Consider the following 21,469-nt stretch of genomic DNA (forward strand, 5'->3'; position numbering starts at 1 on the left):
ATGCTAAATCTATCCGAAAACAACAGTATTAGTAACGCGATTGAAAAATATCAAACCGTTAAAAATCTTAGCGAAAGACCGCATTATAAAATTTTAAACCGAATTATACTTTGGGTTTGTTTGCTTGGTGTGTTGATATTATTTCTTCCATGGACACAAAATATTTCAGGTGCAGGTGCAGTAACTACTTTAAAACCAAATCAAAGACCACAAACTGTCCAAACTGCCATTGCAGGACGAATTGAAAAATGGTTTGTAAAAGAAGGTGATTTTGTAAAACAAGGTGATACCATTTTGTTTATTTCTGAAATTAAGGAAGATTATCTAGACCCAAATTTGGTTCAAAACACAGAAAGTCAATTAAAAGCAAAAGAATTAGCCACAGAATCATATGGTGGAAAAGTAAAATCTTTATCTGCACAAATTGAAGCCATTAGAAACGAAAAGAAATTAAAGTTAGAACAAGCTCAAAATAAGGTTAGGCAAGCCATTTTAAAAATTAAAAGTGATAGTATTGATTTAGTGGCCGTTAGAACTCAAATAAAAATTGCAACAACTCAATTTAATCGTTCATTAGCATTGAATAAAGAAGGTTTAAAACCAATGACTGATGTAGAAGAAAAACGATTAAAACTACAAGAAGCTGAAGCTAAAATTATAACACAAGAAAACAAATTGATTACCAGCGAAAATGAATTAATTAATGCTAAAGTTGAAATTAATCGAATCATTGCAGAGTATAATGAAAAAGAATCAAAAGCTTCAAGTGATAAATATACAGCTTTGAGTAGTCAATATGACACTGAAGCACAAGTTAATAAACTTCAAAACCAATATAAAAATTACCAAATAAGAAATGGTATGTATTATATAAAAGCGCCACAAAGTGGTTACATAAACAGAGCTTTACAGTCTGGAATTGGAGAAACAATAAAAGAAGGAACTCAAATTGTGAGTATCATGCCAGCAGATTATGAAATTGCGGTAGAAACTTTTGTTGATCCTGTTGATTTACCATTAATTCATAAAGGTGAAAAAGTGCGTGTTTGGTTTGATGGTTGGCCAACTATTGTGTTTTCGGGATGGCCAAATATGTCCTACGGAACTTTTGGAGGAAAAATTGTTGCCGTTGAGAACTTCATTAGTGATAATGGCAAATTCAGAGTATTAATTGCTCCAGATGAAACTGAAGCACCATGGCCAAAACAAGTAAGCATGGGTTCAGGTGCACAAACATTAGCATTACTTGATAATGTTCCGGTTTGGTTTGAAATATGGCGAACATTAAATGGATTTCCTCCTAATTATTATCAACCTAAATCTGAAAAAGCAAAAAAATAATGAGATTAATTTTTTCAATACTTTTTTTCATTGGTTTAAATGTTTTTGGACAAGAAAACCCATCAAAGGAATTCACATACAATGAATTTTTAGGTTATGTGAAAAAATACCATCCTTTGGTGAAAATTGCCAATTTAAATATTAGCGAAGCACAAGCTAATTTAATGATGTCTCGTGGTGGTTTTGACCCAAAAATTGAAGTAGATTTTGATCAAAAAAAATTCAAAGACAGCGAATATTATTCTATCCTTAATAGTAGTTTCAAAATTCCAACTTGGTATGGAATTGAATTAAAAGCAGGTTTTGACAACAATGAAGGTATATATTTAAATCCAGAAAATACTGTTCCAAATCAAGGATTAACTTCAATTGGCGTTTCAATTCCTGTTGGACAAGGGTTATTTATTAATCAACGAATGGCTGATGTACGAAAAGCAAAAATTCAAATCAAACTTAGTCAAGCCGAACAACAACTTGAAGCCATTAATGTATTGTATGAAGCATCAATTGCCTATTTTAATTGGAAAAGAAACTATAATGAAGTAAAGTTGTATGAAAATTATTTAACCAATGCTAAAGTTAGATTCAAAGGAATAAAAATATCTATCGAACAAGGTGACAAACCCGCAATTGATAGTGTTGAAGCAGGAATCATTCTCAGAAATCGAGAGTTGAGTTTGGAGGATTCAAATTTGAAATTAGCAAAATCAAAACTAGAATTATCGAATTTTTTGTGGTTGGAAAATAATATCCCATTAGAATTACAAGATGATTTAATTCCAGAAGACAAATTGGAATTTACCATTACTGAAACTTTACGCACTAATGATTTATTGCAAAATGTAAGTATTGAAAATCATCCAAAAATAAATGCTTGGCAAGCCAAAATTGACATGTTAAATATAGAAAGAAAACTCAAAGCAAACATGCTCTTGCCAAAATTAGATTTAGGATATTCCTATCTTTCTGAACCTAGTTATATTGACAATTATCGATTTGAAGATTACAAAATTGGTGTAAATTTTTCATTTCCTTTATTCCTAAGAAAAGAACGAGGAAGTTTGAAACTAGCAAAATATAAAATTCAAGATGCAGAATACAATTTAAGTTTAGAACGTTTACAATTGACCAATAAAATCAATGCGCAACAAACTGAAATTAACTCCTTAAATCGTCAAATTGATATTATTGAAAAATTAGTTGTTGATTATCAAACTATGTTAAGCTCTGAAGAACGATTGTTTAGTTTTGGAGAAAGTTCAATTTTCCTAATTAATTCAAGAGAAAACAATTTAGTAAGTAGTCAATTATCCAAAATAAATATTGAAAATAGATTCTTTGTTTCAAATGCAGAATTATTCAAAATCATGGCAAATCCTAACTAGATTATTTTAAAATAACTACTTTTGCGCACTCAAATGTGATTTATGATTATTCCAAAAACATCCGAAGAAATAGAATTGATGCGTCAAAGTGCTTTGCTAGTTTCTAAAACGCTTGGTATGATAGCTACCGAAATAAAAGAAGGTGTTACTACTTTAGCGCTAGATAAACTTGCTGAAGAATTTATCAAAGACCATAAAGCATTGCCAGGTTTTAAAGGTTTATATGGTTGTCCGTCTACACTTTTAACAAGCGTTAACGAACAAGTGGTTCATGGTTTACCAACCAATAGACCAATTGAAAATGGTGATGTTGTTTCAGTAGATTGTGGTGTTTTGATGAATGAGTTTTATGGTGACCATGCTTATACATTTGAAATTGGCGAAGTAAAGCCAGAGACAAAAAAATTACTTCAAGTAACCAAAGAAAGTTTGTACATAGGGATTCGTGAATTCAAAGCAGGAAATCGTGTAGAAGATGTTGGAAATGCTATTCAAAAATACACCGAAAGTTTTGGCTATGGTGTTGTTCGCGAATTAGTTGGACATGGATTAGGAAGAAAAATGCACGAAGCTCCAGAAATGCCAAACTATGGTAAACGTGGAAAAGGAAAACTATTTGTAGAAGGAATGGTTGTTGCCATTGAACCGATGATTAACATGGGAACAAAAAATATCAAAACACTTAAAGATGGTTGGACTATTGTTACTCGTGATAATAAACCAAGTGCACATTTTGAACACAATGTAGCTTTGGTAAATGGAAAACCCGAACTGCTTTCAACTTTTCAATATATTTATGATGCTTTGGGAATTGTTAGCGATGAAGAAGCTGAATTTAGAGCAAAACCTTTGGTTTTATAATGAAAAAAATATTCAAATTCTTTTTAAACGTAATTCCAAGACCAATTCTAATTAGGATTAGTATAGTGATACGTCCAATTTTAGCATTTTTATTAAAAGGAAATCGGTTTACAGATCCAATTGACGGGAAAAGTTTTAGAATGTTTTTGCCTTATGGTTACGGAAATCAACGAAACAATGTACTTTCACCTAGTACGCTTTCATTAGAAAGACATCGATTATTATGGTTATATCTTCAAAATGAAACTGATTTTTTTACAGCAACTGAAAAGAAAAAAGTACTTCATTTTGCTCCAGAACAAGAATTTTATAAACGTTTCAAAAAGCAAAAAAACATCGATTATACAACAACCGATTTACTTTCGCCTTTGGCAGATGTAAAAGCAGATATTTGTAATTTGCCGTTTAAAGACAATGAATTCGACATCATCTTTTGCAATCATGTTTTAGAACATATTCCTGATGACACAAAAGCAATGCAAGAATTATATCGTGTGTTAAAACCAGGCGGAATGGGTGTTTTTCAAATTCCGCAAGATTTGTCGAGAGAAAAAACTTTTGCTGACGACACAATAGTTGACCAAAAAGAGCGCGCAAAAATATTTGGACAATACGATCATGTTCGCGTTTATGGAAGAGATTATTTTAACAAACTAAGAAGCATTGGCTTTAAAGTTGTTGAAGAAGATTATACCTCAAAAATTTCTCCTGAATTAGTTGAAAAATACTGCTTAGCAAAAGGCGAAATTATTCCTGTTTGTTTTAAATAAATATTTTTTTGGCATAATTATAGTTTACTATTTTTAGTATCTTTACAAAACAAGATAGTCAACTTATGATAAAAAGAATTTTATTTCAAATCGCTTTTTTATTCACTTTTTTATTTGGTTTTTCTCAAGAAAAAGAAATTGCTCCACCTTATAACATTAAAACAGTAACTTTTGTTCAAAATGGTCAAAATACAGTGCCTATTTTTTTATTAGGTGATTCATTTGAACTACAGTTTGACGACTTATTTGGTAACGAAGCAAATTATTACTTTACCATAACACATTGTAATTATGATTGGAATCCTTCGCAATTAGTTAAAGCTGAATATCTAACTGGATTTGACGACCAACGAATTCAAGATTACACCAATTCGTTGACAACTTTACAATTATATTCTCATTATAAACTTTCTTTTCCAAATAGATTCACTAGTTTAAAAGTTAGCGGCAACTATATTATCAAAATTCTTGACGATGATAAAAATTTAGTTTTTTCAAAAAAATTCATTATTTATGAAGACTTGGTTTCTGTTCCACTTCAAGTAAAAAGAGCTAGAGATGTTTCTGTTTTTAATAAAAAACATAATCTTGAATTTTCAATTAAATCTGCAAATATTAATTTTCAAAGTCCATTGCAAAATGTAAAAGTAATGTTGATGCAAAATGGAAGATTTGACAATGCTATTAAAAACATTAAACCAATGTTTACTATTGGAAATGATTTGATTTATAAATATGATAAGGAAACACAATTTTGGGCAGGAAATGAGTTTTTATTTTTTGAAAACAAAGACATTCGTGCTGCCAACAACAATATAGCTTTTGTAGATTCAAATGGTGGAATTTATAATTCTCATTTATACACAAGCGAAGCTAGAGCCAACAAACCTTACACTTATTTTCCTGATTATAATGGAAATTTTATCATCAATAATATCGGCGCACAAAGAAATGAAATAGAAGCAGATTATGCTTGGGTTTTCTTTAGCTTGTCAGCTCCAAATTATTTTGGCAAAAAATCAATCTACGTAAATGGAATGTTTAATAATTATGCTACCAATGATGAAAACAAAATGGAGTATAATGAGAAAAAAGGCATTTATGAAAAAGCCATAATGATCAAACAAGGTTTCACCAATTTTCAATATGTGATTTCTGATGGAAATGGAAATATTGATAATGAAAATGCAATTGATGGAAATTTTCACCAAACAGAAAATAATTATTTAGTCTTGGTCTATTATAAAGAAAATAACCAACGATATGACAGAATTATAGGAAGAGGAAGCGCTTCATCTGTAGACATAACTTACTAAAAATTAACACTAAATTGTTTTTGGAGCTATAAATTTTTATTATTTTTGACCTAAATTCATGAAAACCAATAGATGGTTACACAAATAACAAGAGGTATTAAAATTTCAGTTACTACTAGTTTTGAAGGAACTTACTTCAAGAACTACAAAATACATTTTGCCTTTAGTTATGAAATAACTATCGAAAATCATAGTAAAGATTCTGTACAGTTAGTTTCTCGCCACTGGGAAATTTTTGACGCTTTGAATAATTTAGAAATTGTTGATGGCGAAGGTGTAATTGGTAAAAAACCTGTTTTAAAACCTGGAGAAACTCACACTTATAACTCAGGCTGTCTACTTTCGTCGCCATTTGGAGCTATGCGTGGACATTTTAATATGATTAACTTCACTTCTACTCGAAACTTTAGAGTAATTGTTCCAACATTTAAGTTAAGTGCTGGCTTTGCGCTCAATTAATTTTAGTAACTTTTATTACTGATAAACTAAAAATTCCTTTGTACTTTTGTATAAAATTTAATTATTCGTAATTTTTTGACGAATAAACAATAATTTGTTTAACATTTAAAATTTATACATCATGCCTAAAGGTTTTTTTAATGTGCCAAAAGCAGTCAATGAACCCGTAAAATCATATGCTCCAAATTCTCCAGAAAAAGTAGCCGTTTTAGCTGCTTATAAAAAAATGTGGAACGAAACTATTGATGTGCCAATGTATATTGGTAAAGAAGAAGTTCGAACTGGAAACACAAAAAATATGTCTGCACCACATGACCATCAACATGTGGTTGGAACGTATCATTTAGCAGAAAAAAAACACATTGACCAAGCTATTGTTGAAGCATTAGAAGCAAGAAAAAAATGGTCGCAAATGCCTTGGGAGCAAAGAGCTGCAATATTTTTAAAAGCTGCCGAATTAATTGCTGGTCCATATCGCGCTAAGATTAATGCCGCGACAATGATTGCGCAATCAAAAACTATTTATCAGGCAGAAATTGATGCTGCATGTGAATTGATTGATTTTTTACGTTACAACGTAGAATTCATGACTCAAATATATAAAGACCAACCAAAATCAGTTTCTGATGTTTGGAACAGAGTTGAATATCGTCCGCTGGAAGGATTTATATATGCTATTACTCCTTTCAACTTTACAGCAATTGCTGCTAATCTTCCAGCAAGTGCTGCTTTAATGGGAAATACTGTTGTTTGGAAACCAAGCGACAGCCAAGTCTTTTCGGCAAAAGTAATTATTGATGTTTTCAAAGAAGCTGGCGTTCCTGATGGAGTTATCAATGTGGTTTTTGGCGATCCAGTAATGATTTCTGATACTATATTTAATCATCCTGATTTTGCTGGTGTTCATTATACAGGTTCTACTTTTGTGTTTAAAGAAATTTTCAAAAAAATAGGTGATAATATCCATACTTATAAAACCTATCCAAGAATCGTTGGAGAAACTGGAGGAAAAGACTTTGTAATGGTTCATCCTTCTGCTAATGTAAAGCAAGTAGTTGCTAATACTATTCGTGGTGCTTTTGAGTTTCAAGGACAAAAATGTTCGGCTGCTTCAAGAGCTTATTTCCCAAAATCACTTTGGAATGAAATCAAAGAAGAAATGGGCAAAGAATTAGCGTCAATCAAAATGGGTACGCCAGAAGATTTCTCAAACTTTGTTACCGCTGTTATCCATGAAGGTTCTTTTGACAAACTGGCAAGCTATATTGACCAAGCTAAAAAAGATGCGGATGCCGAAGTAATTTTTGGTGGAAACTATGATAAATCAAAAGGATATTTTATAGAGCCAACTGTTATTTTAACTACGAATCCAAAATATAAAACAATGGAAACCGAACTTTTCGGTCCAGTTTTAACCGTTTATATTTATGAAGATTCAAAATGGACTGAAACTTTAAAATTAGTTGATGAAACTTCTGAATACGCATTAACTGGTGCTGTATTTAGCCAAGACAGATATGCTATCGTTGAAGCAACAAATGCTTTACAAAACTCTGCTGGAAATTTCTACATCAATGACAAACCAACCGGAGCTGTGGTAGGCATGCAACCGTTTGGTGGCGCAAGAGCTTCGGGAACTAACGACAAAGCCGGTTCTGCACAAAACTTATTGCGCTGGGTTTCTCCGAGAACCATTAAAGAAACTTTTGTTACTCCAGCCGATTATCGTTATCCTTTTTTAGGAGAATAATGAAATGAAATATTAACTAAAAAAGTCCAAGAATATCTTGGACTTTTTTTATGTCTTTGAATAAAAAAAATTTGTACCTTCGATTGTCAAACCAACAAACCATCATCTATGAAATTGAAAATTACTTTATTAGCATTACTGTTTACATTATTTGGAACTTTTGCTCAAGACAAATCTTTTGACTTGTTGAAAGACAAAACCAAGACAAAAATTTTATATGATAGAGTTTTTGGAATATCGAATGCTACTCAACCAAAAACTAAAGACATAAGCGCTACTTATTTTCTTCAGGTTTATAACGAAATTCAACGTGCTGATTACAACAACTCTTTGCCAAAATTGGAAAAAATAAGAGAAACAGCAACTCTAGCTTCTTTAAAAAATCTAATCCCTTTGGCAGTTTTGATTACTGATTTTGAAACAATTAAAAAAAGTGATTTTGAAAATAATTTAATTTTAAATGCCAACAATCAATTTGAAAGCCGAAAAAAAACTCAAATAAATTTCGACTTACATTCTTTAAATCTAGTTGCACCTATTGTTTCTAAATCGAAAACAAATAATGCAACCTTTATTTTAAATGAAAATTTAATTTTCAATACTACTTCAAGAGAAATTCAGTCGATTTCTTATTTAAATAGTAATAATTCTTGGCAAAATATTAATTACAACCAACCATTTCAAGTAGCTTTTCAAAATAAAGGAAAACAAGAACTTAAACTTAAAATCAATTTTATAAATGGTATTTCTCAGGAAGAAACTATTGAAATTGAAACACCAAGTTCAACTAATTTAAACAGAAATAACAATAATTTACAATTTCTACCTTCAGGAATTACAGCTAGTATTCCTTATCAAGGTTATGGAGAAACTGCACCCGTTTTTGGTCAAGGTGAATATGAAATTTTCTTAGACAATGTAGATGGTGTTTTAGACAAACCTATAATTTTAATTGATGGTTTTGATCCTGGTGATACAAGAAATACAGCTGCTATTTATTCTTTGTTAGATTATGGTACAAATCAAAATTTAGCTGATTATCTAAGAACTTTAGGTTATGATATTGTCATTATAAACTTCCCAACCTATACTGTGCCAAGTACAACAACAGTAATTGATGGTGGCGCCGATTTTATTCAAAGAAATGCTTTTATTTTAGTTCAATTAATCAATCAAATTAATGCTCAAAAAGTAGGTATTGAAAAAAATGTAGTTATCGGACCAAGTATGGGTGGATTAATTTCTAGATATGCATTACGTTATATGGAAATGAACAATATGAATCACGATACTAGATTATATATTTCTTTTGATTCACCACATCAAGGAGCAAATGTTCCAATTGGTTTTCAACATTTATTTAATTACATGGCTTATGGTCCATTAGGAAGTGCTGCTGTTCAACCTGTAGTTGATGGATTGATAAAAAGTGCTGCAGCAAGACAAATGTTAGTAGATCATTTAGAAGGACATTTACAAACAGGAAGTGCTTTTGAATTCAATACTGCTTCGGCTTCATTAGTTCCAACTGGCGCACCGAATTTTAGAAATGCTTTTCAAAATGAGTTAAATACAATGGGTTTTCCAACGTTAACAAGAAATGTTTCAATCTCAAACGGTGCAGGAAATGGAACTATGAATTATAGTCCGAATTTTGAAGTGATGAATCATACTTTTAATATCAGTACGTCTCAAAGAGCAATTATAAACTTAAGATTTACTCCTGCTGCAAATCAGACCAATCAAGTTAGTAGATTCAGAGGTCAGCAATTTGTAATTGCAATTTGGATTACTGGTTTTGAAAGTTTGGCGAACTCAAAAGCACCAACTTATACCGATGGTTTAGACACAGCACCAGGCGGAAGATTTGACATGACTGGTTTTGAAACTAGTTTAGGAAACGACCCATTATTAACGGAATTCTTCACCAATTTAAATGCTGATTATTTCACTTTTATTCCAACTTGGAGCTCAATGGCTATTTCAAACACACAAAACTTATATACACCTTTTACTGGAAGTTCTGTTTCGCCTTTTGTTGCTTCTTCAATCCCAACTATTAATGAAAATCATATTACGTTTAATGCTCAAAACGTAGCTTTTGCATTGAATGAAATATTAAATCCACCATTAAGTATAAGTAATCCTGAGTTAGAATCGATTTGGGTAAAAAATCCAATTGAAAACACTATAGAAATAAATGCCAATTATTCTCTTGAAAATGTATCAATTACATTGACTGATATGCTTGGTAAAAGAATTTATCAATCTAACAATATAACTATTTCTGGCACATATTCTATTCCTGTAGATTTATCAAAAGGAATTTATCTTTTGAATATTGATAATGGGAAACAAAGTGTCACTAAGAAATTGGTAAAGAACTAAATAAAAAAAGCGTCTAAAATTAGACGCTTTTTTTTATGCTTTATATTTTAAAGGCAGATGAACAACTTTTTTAGTTTCAAAGAATTCATCTTTAAAAAAATCTGAGATATTATATTGAACTGCATTTGGAAAAGCTGCTAATTCTTCTGTCAAATCACCACCTTTTAAATAAAGAATTCCATTTTTTAATTTATGGTTACTGTGTTTCTTAATTTTATTTTTTATCCATGAAACAAAATCGGGCATATTGGTTACAGCTCTAGAAACTATAAAATCAAATTCTTCTTTAACATTTTCAGCTCTCATTTGTTCGGCTTTTACATTTTTAAGCTCCAACGCATCAATAACCGCTTGAACTACTTTTATTTTTTTGGCAATAACATCAATTAAATAAAAATTCGTCTCAGGAAACAAAATTGCCAATGGAATTCCAGGAAAACCACCACCAGTTCCAACATCTAAAACTGAACTCCCTTCTTCAAAAGATTGGATTTTTGCTATAGCCAATGAATGCAAAACATGTTTTGTATACAATTCATCAATATCTTTTCTGGAAATAACATTAATTTTTGCATTCCAGTCATGATACAGTGATTCTAACTTTTCGAATTGTTGTATTTGATTTTCAGTTAAGTAAGGAAATTGTTTCAGGATTTCATCCATGGTTTAGCTTTTCAACAAAAATAAGGTTTTTGGTTAATAATTATGATTTGTTTTAATCTTTTAAAAAATTATAATAATTATCTTTACGCCAAATTTTGAATTTTACATTAATGGATACTACATCACCTATATTTTCTAAAAATGACAGCATGAAATTTTTCAGAACTCTGAATAAGAGAGTAAATGATTATTTCAAAGAAAACAATCTAAATAAAACCGGAAATTGGAAACTTCATTTAAAAACAATTGTAATGTTTTCAATTTTTCTAACACCTTATTTTTTCTTGTTGGCAATGGATATGCCTTTTTGGGTTTACTTGTTGTTAAACGTTGTAATCGGAGTTGGAATGGCAGGAGTTGGAATGAACGTAATGCATGACGGAAATCATGGTTCTTATTCAAGTAAATCTTGGGTGAACAAGTTTATGGGTGGAAGTATTTATATTCTAGCTGGAAACGTTTATAATTGGCAAGTACAACATAACGTTTTACATCATACTTATACCAACATTCTTGGTCATGATGAAGATTTAGAAGCTGGAAGAATTATGCGATTTACTAAAGAAGCAAAATGGTATCGTTTTCATAAATTTCAACATTACTACTCAGTTTTTTTATATGGTTTACTAACATTTAACTGGGCAATTACTACTGATTTTCTTCAGATGAAACGTTATTTGAAACGTAAATTATCATATGGAGAATTCAAAAAACCTTCTGTTAGATGGACAACTTTAATTATAACTAAAGTTATCTATTTTTCAATTTGGTTGGTAATTCCAATTGTTTTAGGAATTACATGGTGGAAAGTATTGTTAGGATTTTTAGTAATGCATTATACTGCTGGAGTAATTTTGAGTGTTGTTTTTCAATTAGCACACGTTGTAGAAGACACACACAATCCTATACCAGATGATAATGGAGAAATTGAAAACACTTGGGCTATTCATCAGTTATTTACGACGGCTAATTTTGCTCCAAAAAATTGGTTAGTAAACTATTATACTGGTGGTTTGAATCATCAAATTGAGCATCATATTTTCCCAAACATAAGTCATATTCATTATGGCAAAATTGCAGAAATAGTGAAACAAACAGCTCAAGAATGTAACTTGCCTTATTTTGAATTCAAGACAACTCGAGAGGCAATCTACTCGCATTTCAAGCATTTAAAAGAACTTGGTCAAAAACCTCAACTAGCATAATAACCCAGACGCGATTTTTTCGCGTCTCTTATTTTAATCTAATTTCAACAACACAATGAGCCATTTGTTATCCGACAGAATTAACAATTTATCTACATCACAAACTCTTGCTATGGCAGCTTTAGCTAGAGAATTAAAAGCCCAAGGAAAAGACATTATCAGTTTAAGTTTAGGCGAACCCGATTTTAATACTCCTGATTTTATTAAAGAAGCTGCAAAAAAAGCAATCGACGAAAACTACAGCACTTATACTCCAGTTGATGGTTATGTGGAGTTAAAAGAAGCTATTTGTAGAAAATTTAAAAGAGACAACAATTTAGATTATAAACCTTCGCAAATTGTAGTTTCAACAGGTGCAAAACAATCTTTATACAACATTGCCCAAGTAATGCTTAATGATGGTGACGAAGTTATTCTTCCTGCGCCATATTGGGTTTCTTACTACGAAATAATAAAACTTTCTAGTGGAGTTCCGGTTGAAGTTCCAACCTCAGTTGAAACTGATTTCAAAATGACCGCTGAGCAATTAGAAAAAGCTATTACTCCTAAAACAAAGATGATGTGGTTCAGTTCACCTTGTAATCCTAGTGGTTCAGTATATAATCGTGAAGAACTTGAAGCAATCGGTAAAGTTTTAGAAAAACATCCAAACATTTACATCGTTTCTGACGAAATCTATGAACATATTAATTTCTCTGGAACTTTTTGTAGTATTGGTTCAATCCCAGGAATGTTTGAAAGAACAATTACAGTAAATGGCGTTGCTAAAGCATTTGCCATGACTGGATGGAGAATTGGATACATTGGCGCACCAGAATTTATTGCCAAAGCATGTACAAAAATTCAAGGACAGGTTACTTCTGGAGCAAATTCTATTGCACAACGAGCAACAATTACTGCGGTTGATTCCGATCCAAAAGTTTTAAATGAAATGGTAACTGCTTTCAAAAATCGTAGAGATTTAGTAGTCGGATTGGTAAAAGATATCCCAGGATTTAAACTAAATGTTCCTGAAGGTGCTTTTTATGTTTTTCCTGATGTTTCTTCCTTTTTTGGAAAAACTTTGAAAGGACAATTTATTAAAGACGCAACAGATTTTTCAATGTTTTTATTATCTGAAGCAAATGTGGCTACAGTAACTGGTGATGCCTTCGGAAACCCAAATTGTATTCGTTTTTCATATGCTACAAGCGAAGCTTTATTAACTGAAGCTATGAGAAGAATCAAAGAAGCAGTATCTTAATTAACAAATATGCCTCAAGAATTCTTGAGGCTTTTTTTATTTATAAAAATTTACAAAATGTCAAAAATACTATTACTTGGTTCTGGTGAACTAGGAAAAGAGTTTGTAATTGCAGCTCAAAGAATTGGTCAATATATAATTGCAGTTGATAACTATGCTAATGCTCCAGCTATGCAAGTTGCACATGAATTTGAAGTCATAAATATGCTTGATGGCTCAGAATTAGACAGAATTGTAGCCAAACATAAACCTGATTTTATAGTTCCCGAAATTGAAGCCATTCGTACCGAACGATTCTATGATTATGAAAAACAAGGAATAACAGTTGTTCCTTCAGCCAAAGCTGCAAATTTTACAATGAACAGAAAAGCCATCCGAGATTTGGCAGCAAAAGATTTAGGTTTGCGAACCGCCAATTATCGCTATGCAACAACAGCAGATGAACTTCAAAAAGCTGTTGAGGAAGTTGGAATTCCGTGTGTAGTAAAACCATTAATGAGTTCATCAGGAAAAGGACAATCAACTATTAAAACCCAAGAAGACATTGTAAAAGCATGGAACTATTCTGTGGAAGGTTCGCGGGGTGATGTTGTGGAAGTCATAGTAGAAGCTTTTGTTAATTTTTATTCTGAAATAACTTTATTAACCGTTACTCAAAAAAATAATCAAACCTTGTTTTGTGCGCCAATTGGTCACAGGCAAGAACGTGGTGATTATCAAGAAAGCTGGCAACCAGCAAAAGTTTCAGATAAAGATTTAGTGGAAGCACAAGAAATGGCGAGAAAAGTAACTGAAGCTCTTGGTGGCGCAGGGCTTTTTGGGGTAGAATTCTTTTTAAAAGATGAAGGTGTTTATTTTTCAGAATTATCACCAAGACCACACGATACCGGAATGGTAACCTTAGCTGGAACACAAAATTTTAACGAATTTGAATTGCATTTGCGAGCAATTTTGAGTTTACCAATTTTCGAAATTACTCTAGAAAAAGCTGGAGCAAGCGCTGTTATTCTAGCAACAGAAAATTCAAACAATCCAACTTTCACTGGAATTGAAAAAGTAGCTTCTTTACCTAAAACTGATTTTCGTATCTTTGGTAAAGCATCTTCTAGACCATATCGGAGAATGGGAGTTGTTTTAACAAACGATTCGCTTGAAACACCAATTGAAGAAATAGTTGAACAAGCGAAAGAAACTGCAAAATTGATAACTGTAAATCATTAAGATTATGAAAAAAATATTCTCACTATTCGTATTATTAATTTGCTTCACAAATCAAGCGCAAGAAAAACCAAAAACGCAAATAGTAGAAGCTTCTTGCGGGCAATGTCAATTTGGAATGACAGAAAAAAAAGGTTGTGATTTAGCTGTTCGGATTGATGGAAAATCGTATTTCGTTGATGGAACTAAATTAGATGATCACGGCGATGCTCATGCCGAAGATGGTTTTTGTTCTGCTGTGAGAAAAGCAGAAGTGGTTGGCGAAGTAAAAGACAACCGTTTTGTAATTACTTATTTCAAACTACTTCCTGCTAATTAGTCGTTTAATTTGGCTCAAATTTTAGAAAATATTTCAAAAATTGTTTCTCTTTCAAAAGAAGAAGAAATTTTTTTCATGTCTAAAATTGAAACTAAAGAATACAAATCAAAGTCGCTTATTCTTCATGCTGGCGAAATCTGCAAACACTTTTATTTTGTAAATTCTGGAATCTTAAGAAGTTTCAACATTAATGACAATATTGTTGAGCATGTATTGCATTTTGCCTGTGAAGGTTGGTGGATTGGTGACATGTACAGCTTATTATCCCAGAAACCAGGAAACCTTTTTATTGAAGTTCTTGAAGATGCAGAAGTTGTTTTATTGCCTAAAGAAAACCAAGAAGAATTATACGTTCAAATCCCAAAGTTGGAACGTTTTTTTAGAATTCTAACTGAAAATTCTCTTGTTGCTCATCAAGAACGATTAATGGATAACCTAAGCTTATCAGCAGAAGAACGTTTTGAAAAATTTTGTTCAAAATATCCCTCATTAATTCAAAAAGTTCCTCAAAAACAAATTGCTTCATACATAGGCGTTACACCTGAATTTTTCAGTAAAATGAAAGCTCGAATGCTAAAAAAATGATTTCTTAATCTAGGTTAAGTGCATTTCGTTTTATGTGATTGTAAATTTGTATCATAATAATTACTAAATTTATAAATAATGAAAAATTCAGTTATACACAGAGCAAATACAAGAGGAAATGCTAATCATGGTTGGTTAAATGCTTACCATAGTTTTAGTTTTGCAAGTTGGTACAATCCAGAAAGAGTACAATTTGGTGTTTTACGAGTTTTAAACGACGACACAATTGCTGCCGGAATGGGTTTCGGAACACATCCGCATGATAATATGGAAATTATTACTATTCCATTAGAAGGTGATTTGGCTCACAAAGACAGCATGGGAAATGCTGCAACTATAAAAACTGGTGATGTTCAAGTAATGAGTGCAGGAACAGGAATTCAACATTCAGAATTTAATCCAAATCATGACCAACAAACAAAATTATTTCAAATTTGGTTGTTCCCAAAAACCAGAAACGTAGAGCCAAGATATCAGCAAATAACTCTAGATAAATCATTGCAAAAAAATGCTTTTGCTCAAATTTTATCTCCAAATGCAGATGATGAAGGTGTTTGGATACATCAAGATGCATGGTTTTATTTATCTGATTTTGATGCAGCTTTTTCCAAAAACCTTTCAGTTAAAAAAGAAGGAAATGGGTTTTATATAATGAATATTGAAGGCGAAATTGAAGTTAATGGTGAAAAATTAGAAAAAAGAGATGCATTAGGAATTTGGGAAACTTCAGAATTAGAAATAAAAGCAAATAGTGATGCGAAATTTTTAGTAATGGAAATTCCAATGGAAAATTAATTCTATTTTAAATTTCTAATTTTAAAATATTTTAACTCTTTGAATATAAAATATTGAAATAATAAATATACCAAAGAGTTTAATATCCAAATATCAATATAAGGTTTTTCTAAGAGTACTAATTCAACATTTCCTGTTATAAAAATCAATGAACTACTGATTAGGTATATTGCCAATCCTGTAAAAAAAGAGGCGAACTCTACATTTTCTTTTGATATGGTTAGTTTAAAATAATACAAAACGTAAGCGAAAATAACGAATGATGTGAGGCAAATTTCAACTAAGTTAAATTCCCAAAAACTGAAATAATTAAACATGTAAGTCATGGCAATTATAAATAAAACAATGGATGAAATTATGTAGATAAATAGCCTTGGTTTTTTTTCATTCTTAAACAAAATGATGAAAAATATTGATATTATAATAAACTGACAATTAAAGTAAAAATGTGAAATAAAATAATTTGATCCAGGTTTTGAAATTCCTAAAACATGACAAAAAGTTTCAATTATAAAAAGAGAAAGTAAATAAACTGAAAAAAGAGAAAATGTAGTTTTTTTTATTTTATTTTTTAAAACAAAACTATAAATTGTGTTGAATAATAAAAAACACAAACCTATTAAACTAATTGAATAAACAAGTATGTAATCATCCATGAATTAAGATTTTTTTTCAATTTACAAAGTTAAACGGCTACAATAAAATGAAATTAAAAACAAAAAAAACTTATTTGAAAGATTTCAACACTTCACAAAAAAATTAAATAAAAATGGTAAAATTAGAACTCAACAATAAAAATGGTTTTTTCTACATTGAAGAAAATGGTAAAACAGAAGCAAAAATGACCTTTGTTTTTGCAGGTGAAGATAAAATAATTATTGACCATACTGAAGTTAACCCAGGTAACAATGGTAAAGGTTTTGGAAAAATGATGGTTCAAAAAGCAGTAGAATTTGCAAGAGAAAAAAACATTAAAATCATCCCATTATGCCCATTTGCTAAAAGTGTTTTTGACAAAACTCCCGAATTTAAAGATGTATTATAAAATGGCAAAAATTTTAGAAAACAACATTGAAGGGAAAATTGGCACACAAAAATATTTGTGTACCATTTCATGGAGAAATGGTGAACTTTTAATGGATGAACCTGAAAATCTTGGCGGAAAAAACATTGGTCCTGATCCATTTTCTACTTTATTAGCTTCTTTAGCGAGTTGTACACTTTCAACTCTACGAATGTATATTGACCGAAAAGAATGGAACATTCCAGAAATAAAAATTTCATTAAATTTATATCAGGAAACTGAAAAAAATTTGATTACAACAATTACAAGAAGTTTGAGCTTTTCAGAAAAAATTAGTCAAGCACAAAAAGAACGATTATTATTTATTGCAGATAAGTGTCCAATTTCAAAACTTTTAAAAGGAACTATTAACATCGAAACAACTTTATAATTATGGATCCAAAAGACATAAAAAAAGAATACACCAATGGCGAAGTAACCATTGTTTGGCAATCAGGAAAATGCATTCATTCAGGAAACTGTGTTCGTAACAATCCAGATGTTTTTAAACCAAAAGAAAAACCATGGATAACTCCAGAAAATTCAACAACAGAAAAGATTGTTGAAACCGTAAAAAAATGTCCTTCAGGTGCTTTAACTTATTTTATAAACAAAAATGATTAAAAAAATTATTGCCTTTGCAGGTTCGTCTAGTAAAAATTCTATCAATAAAAAATTAGTCACCTATGCAACTTCATTTTTTGAAAATGTAGATGTCGAAATCTTAGATTTAAATGACTATGAAATGCCTATTTATTCCATAGATAAGGAAAAAGAAAATGGCTTTCCGGATTTAGCTTTTCAATTTCTATCAAAATTAGAAAGTGCTGATTTACTTGTTGTTTCAATGGCAGAACATAATGGAAATTATACTACTGCATTCAAAAATATTTTAGATTGGACATCTAGAATAAACCCTAAGACTTTCCTAGGTAAAAAAATGCTTTTGATGGCAACTTCTCCTGGTGGTCGCGGAGGAAGTTCTGTTTTAGAAATTGCAAAAGATAGATTTCCAAGACATGATGCCGAAATTGTTGGAACTTTTTCTTTGCCGAGTTTTAATGAAAGTTTTGATGTTGAAAAAGGTGTCATAACAGATATGGAATTAAAAAATGAATTGATGGAAATTATCAATTCTATCGAGTTCTAATTTTATTAGTATTTTTGCCTTTCAAACAATAAAACAAACACATGAAAGCATACGTTTTTCCTGGTCAAGGAGCACAATTCACTGGTATGGGTAAAGAATTATACGAGAACTCAACAGTAGCAAGAGAATTATTTGAAAAAGCCAACGAAATTTTAGGATTTAGAATTACAGATATCATGTTCGAAGGAACTGCCGAAGAATTGAAAGAAACGAAAGTTACACAACCTGCTGTTTTTTTACACTCTGTTATTTTAGCTAAAACATTAGAAAATTTCAAACCAGATATGGTTGCTGGTCATTCATTAGGTGAATTTTCAGCTTTAGTTGCAAATGGCGCTTTATCTTTTGAAGATGGATTAAAATTAGTTTCAAAACGTGCTTTGGCTATGCAAAAAGCTTGTGAAATAAAACCTTCTACAATGGCAGCGGTATTAAATCTTGACGATAAAATTGTTGAAGATATTTGTGCTTCTATTGATGGAGTTGTAGTTGCTGCAAATTATAATTGCCCAGGACAATTAGTTATTTCTGGAGAATATTCTGCTGTAGAATTAGCGTGCGAAAAAATGAAAGAAGCTGGAGCAAAACGTGCTTTAATTTTGCCTGTTGGTGGTGCATTTCACTCGCCAATGATGGAACCAGCAAGAGAAGAACTTGCGGCTGCAATTGAAGCAACAACTTTTTCTACTCCAATTTGTCCAGTTTATCAAAACGTTACTGCTAGTGCTGTTTCTGATGCTGATGAAATCAAGAAAAATTTAATTATTCAATTAACTGCACCTGTTAAATGGACACAATCGGTTAATCAAATGATTGCTGATGGTGCAACAAGTTTTACCGAAGTTGGTCCAGGAAAAGTATTAGTTGGTTTGGTAAATAAAATTAATAAGGAAGTAGAAACAATTTCTGCATAATTTTTGATGAATAAAATTCTGGAAATATTTTCAAAAGTAAACGCTTCAAAAGTTATTGCTCCAGAAATTAATTTTGATGATTATATCCCAATTGATTTTTCTGAATCAAATAGTGCACTTCAAAATTCTATTTTAGAAAAAGCTTCTGACTACGAAAATTACATTCAGAATTTCTTAGAAAAGAACAATGCTAAAATTGCTTTTGGTGGTTATAATGAAACTAGAAATTTATATAAAAGAAGTTCCGTTTTTAATGACAATAACTCCGAAGAACGCAATATTCACATTGGTTTAGACCTTTGGATTAATGAAGAAGTAACGATACATGCTACATTGGATGGAGAAATTCATAGTTTTCAAAACAACTCAGCACTTGGCGATTATGGACCAACTATTATTCTGAAACACGAGATTAATGGTTTAGTTTTTCACACATTATACGGACATTTAAGTTTAGAAAGTTTGAATGACAAAAAAGTTGGGAGTAAAATAAAAAAAGGTAAAAAAATTGGAACTTTAGGTTTGCCTCCAATTAATGGTGATTATGCTCCGCATCTACATTTCCAAATTATTATTAATATGGAAAATAAAATAGGTGATTATCCCGGAGTTACAAGTAAAAATAATTTAGAATTTTATCTGAAGAACTGTCCAAATCCAGAATCACTTTTGAAAATCACAAAGTAATTCAATAACTTTGAAGTTATTAATAACAATCTAAAAACTAATTTATTATGAAAAAAATAATTTTAAGTATCGCAATCATGGCTTTACTAATGACGTTTTCATGTAAAGAATCAACAAAAGATAAAGTTGAAGATGCGACCGAAGCTGTTGGCGATGATATAGAATCTGGAGTTGAAGATGCAGCAGAAAAAGTAGATTCGACAGCAACTGAAGTAGGAAATGATGTTAAAGATGCTGTAAAAGAAGGTGCTGAAAAAGTTGAAGAAAAAGCTAATGAAGTAAAAAAATCAATGTAATTAAAAATAAAAACCCCAAATATTTTGGGGTTTTTTATTTTATTAACTTCTTATTTTTTGCTCCCATTTCCAAGCACTATCCAATGCATCTTCTAAAGTTAATTTTGATTTCCAACCTAAAACATTGTTGGCTTTCTCTGTGCTTGCATAGGCTTCAATAACATCACCTTCTCGCCTATTGACAAATTTATAAGGCAGTTTTTGTCCCGAAACTTTTTCAAAAGCATTAATCACTTCTAGAACTGAACTTCCTTTTCCTGTTCCAAGATTAAAGACTTCAACTTTCTCAATATTTTGTTTTTCTAATAATCTTTTTAAAGAAATTACATGTGCTTTTGCTAGGTCAACAACATGTATATAATCTCTAACACAAGTTCCATCAGCTGTTGGATAATCATTCCCGAAAACAGATAATTCTTTACGCAAACCCATAGCCGTTTGAGTTATAAAAGGAACCAAATTTTGAGGAACACCAAGCGGTAATTCTCCAATTTCTGAAGTTGGATGAGCACCAATTGGGTTAAAGTATCTTAATAAAATAGAATTAAGATTAGATACATTGGCAACATCTAGTATAATTTCTTCTCCTATTTGCTTTGTATTTCCATAGGGTGACATCGCTTTTTGAACAGAAGCATTTTCATCTATTGGCATTTTTTCTGCCTGACCATAAACTGTACATGAAGAACTGAAAATGAAATTAGCATGAGGTAATTTTGTAATTTCTTGCAAAAGATAAACCAATGAATTTAAATTGTTTTCGTAATACAATAAAGGGTTTTCAACACTTTCTCCAACCGCTTTAGAAGCTGCAAAATGTATTATACCATCAATATCTGAGTGTTTTACAAAAAAATCTTGGACTAATAATTTATCTCGTAAATCTATGTTTTCGAAAAAAGGCCTTTTTCCAGTAATTTTTTCAATTCCATCTAAAACTGTTTCTGAAGAATTTGACAAATTATCTATTACAATTACTTCAAAACCTTCATTCAGCAACTCTACTACAGTATGCGAACCAATGAATCCTAAACCTCCGGTTACTACTATTTTCATGCTCT

Annotated in this window: 23 protein-coding genes; 21 read left to right on the top strand and 2 right to left on the bottom strand. The window is 31.0% G+C overall.

Annotated features, from left to right (window positions below; genetic code table 11):
- The 8 genes from RN605_RS07880 to RN605_RS07915 all read left to right on the top strand — a co-directional run bounded on the left by RN605_RS07880 (window position 1) and on the right by RN605_RS07915 (window position 10,270).
- Window positions 1-1,341 carry an HlyD family secretion protein gene (locus RN605_RS07880; RefSeq protein WP_313323980.1) on the top strand — a complete coding sequence of 447 codons (1,341 nt, stop codon included), beginning with the start codon at window positions 1-3 and terminating at the stop codon, window positions 1,339-1,341.
- A complete protein-coding gene (locus RN605_RS07885; protein ID WP_313323982.1) occupies window positions 1,341-2,726 on the top strand; it encodes a TolC family protein in 1,386 nt (461 codons plus the stop codon). The genes RN605_RS07880 and RN605_RS07885 overlap by 1 nt, the downstream gene beginning before the upstream one ends.
- 42 nt (window positions 2,727-2,768) lie before the next feature.
- A complete protein-coding gene (gene map, locus RN605_RS07890) occupies window positions 2,769-3,587 on the top strand; it encodes a type I methionyl aminopeptidase (protein WP_313323984.1) in 819 nt (272 codons plus the stop codon).
- Complete coding sequence (locus tag RN605_RS07895) at window positions 3,587-4,357, top strand: class I SAM-dependent methyltransferase (RefSeq protein WP_313323986.1); 771 nt, start codon at window positions 3,587-3,589, stop codon at window positions 4,355-4,357. The genes map and RN605_RS07895 overlap by 1 nt, the downstream gene beginning before the upstream one ends.
- Window positions 4,358-4,422: 65 nt before the next feature.
- Window positions 4,423-5,673 (top strand): type IX secretion system plug protein, encoded by a 1,251-nt coding sequence (locus RN605_RS07900; protein WP_313323988.1) that lies wholly within the window; start codon window positions 4,423-4,425, stop codon window positions 5,671-5,673.
- Between the two features lie 72 nt (window positions 5,674-5,745).
- Window positions 5,746-6,132, top strand: a complete 387-nt coding sequence (gene apaG, locus RN605_RS07905; protein WP_313323990.1) for a Co2+/Mg2+ efflux protein ApaG — start codon at window positions 5,746-5,748, stop codon at window positions 6,130-6,132.
- A gap of 121 nt (window positions 6,133-6,253) precedes the next feature.
- Window positions 6,254-7,882 carry an L-glutamate gamma-semialdehyde dehydrogenase gene (gene pruA, locus RN605_RS07910; protein ID WP_313323992.1) on the top strand — a complete coding sequence of 543 codons (1,629 nt, stop codon included), beginning with the start codon at window positions 6,254-6,256 and terminating at the stop codon, window positions 7,880-7,882.
- Window positions 7,883-7,990: 108 nt separating this feature from the next.
- Window positions 7,991-10,270, top strand: a complete 2,280-nt coding sequence (locus tag RN605_RS07915) for a T9SS type A sorting domain-containing protein (protein ID WP_313323994.1) — start codon at window positions 7,991-7,993, stop codon at window positions 10,268-10,270.
- Between the two features lie 33 nt (window positions 10,271-10,303).
- Here RN605_RS07915 and rsmG read toward each other — a convergent pair whose 3' ends face one another.
- Window positions 10,304-10,933 carry a 16S rRNA (guanine(527)-N(7))-methyltransferase RsmG gene (gene rsmG / locus RN605_RS07920; protein WP_313323996.1) on the bottom strand — a complete coding sequence of 210 codons (630 nt, stop codon included), beginning with the start codon at window positions 10,931-10,933 and terminating at the stop codon, window positions 10,304-10,306.
- Between the two features lie 110 nt (window positions 10,934-11,043).
- Between rsmG and RN605_RS07925 the strand changes: the two genes are divergently transcribed.
- From RN605_RS07925 to RN605_RS07985, 13 genes are all read left to right on the top strand, one after another.
- Entirely contained in the window at window positions 11,044-12,138 is a 1,095-nt protein-coding gene (locus RN605_RS07925) for a fatty acid desaturase family protein (RefSeq protein WP_313323998.1), read from the top strand.
- Between the two features lie 55 nt (window positions 12,139-12,193).
- Window positions 12,194-13,381, top strand: a complete 1,188-nt coding sequence (locus RN605_RS07930) for a pyridoxal phosphate-dependent aminotransferase (protein WP_313324000.1) — start codon at window positions 12,194-12,196, stop codon at window positions 13,379-13,381.
- 57 nt (window positions 13,382-13,438) lie between these two features.
- Entirely contained in the window at window positions 13,439-14,602 is a 1,164-nt protein-coding gene (gene purT, locus RN605_RS07935) for a formate-dependent phosphoribosylglycinamide formyltransferase (RefSeq protein WP_313324002.1), read from the top strand.
- A 4-nt stretch (window positions 14,603-14,606) separates the two neighbouring features.
- On the top strand, window positions 14,607-14,918 hold the full coding sequence (locus RN605_RS07940; RefSeq protein WP_313324004.1) for a DUF6370 family protein: 312 nt from the start codon (window positions 14,607-14,609) through the stop codon (window positions 14,916-14,918).
- Between the two features lie 9 nt (window positions 14,919-14,927).
- Entirely contained in the window at window positions 14,928-15,503 is a 576-nt protein-coding gene (locus RN605_RS07945; RefSeq protein WP_313324006.1) for a Crp/Fnr family transcriptional regulator, read from the top strand.
- A gap of 78 nt (window positions 15,504-15,581) precedes the next feature.
- Window positions 15,582-16,298 carry a pirin family protein gene (locus RN605_RS07950; RefSeq protein ID WP_313324008.1) on the top strand — a complete coding sequence of 239 codons (717 nt, stop codon included), beginning with the start codon at window positions 15,582-15,584 and terminating at the stop codon, window positions 16,296-16,298.
- A 769-nt stretch (window positions 16,299-17,067) separates the two neighbouring features.
- On the top strand, window positions 17,068-17,343 hold the full coding sequence (locus RN605_RS07955; protein WP_313324010.1) for a GNAT family N-acetyltransferase: 276 nt from the start codon (window positions 17,068-17,070) through the stop codon (window positions 17,341-17,343).
- A 1-nt stretch (window position 17,344) separates the two neighbouring features.
- Window positions 17,345-17,752 carry an OsmC family protein gene (locus RN605_RS07960; protein ID WP_313324012.1) on the top strand — a complete coding sequence of 136 codons (408 nt, stop codon included), beginning with the start codon at window positions 17,345-17,347 and terminating at the stop codon, window positions 17,750-17,752.
- 2 nt (window positions 17,753-17,754) lie between these two features.
- Entirely contained in the window at window positions 17,755-17,985 is a 231-nt protein-coding gene (locus RN605_RS07965; protein WP_313324014.1) for a (4Fe-4S)-binding protein, read from the top strand.
- Entirely contained in the window at window positions 17,981-18,511 is a 531-nt protein-coding gene (locus RN605_RS07970) for an NADPH-dependent FMN reductase (protein WP_313325811.1), read from the top strand. Before RN605_RS07965 ends, RN605_RS07970 begins: the two co-directional genes overlap by 5 nt.
- 41 nt (window positions 18,512-18,552) lie before the next feature.
- Window positions 18,553-19,425: an ACP S-malonyltransferase gene (gene fabD, locus RN605_RS07975; protein WP_313324016.1), complete on the top strand. Its 873-nt coding sequence runs from the start codon at window positions 18,553-18,555 to the stop codon at window positions 19,423-19,425.
- Between the two features lie 6 nt (window positions 19,426-19,431).
- On the top strand, window positions 19,432-20,112 hold the full coding sequence (locus RN605_RS07980; RefSeq protein ID WP_313324018.1) for a peptidoglycan DD-metalloendopeptidase family protein: 681 nt from the start codon (window positions 19,432-19,434) through the stop codon (window positions 20,110-20,112).
- Window positions 20,113-20,159: 47 nt separating this feature from the next.
- Complete coding sequence (locus RN605_RS07985) at window positions 20,160-20,408, top strand: hypothetical protein (RefSeq protein WP_313324019.1); 249 nt, start codon at window positions 20,160-20,162, stop codon at window positions 20,406-20,408.
- Window positions 20,409-20,450: 42 nt separating this feature from the next.
- Here RN605_RS07985 and galE read toward each other — a convergent pair whose 3' ends face one another.
- Window positions 20,451-21,464 carry a UDP-glucose 4-epimerase GalE gene (gene galE, locus RN605_RS07990; protein WP_313324020.1) on the bottom strand — a complete coding sequence of 338 codons (1,014 nt, stop codon included), beginning with the start codon at window positions 21,462-21,464 and terminating at the stop codon, window positions 20,451-20,453.
- Window positions 21,465-21,469: the final 5 nt, after the last annotated feature.

It is taken from the genome of Flavobacterium sp. PMTSA4, assembly GCF_032098525.1.
GTDB lineage: Bacteria > Bacteroidota > Bacteroidia > Flavobacteriales > Flavobacteriaceae > Flavobacterium > Flavobacterium capsici.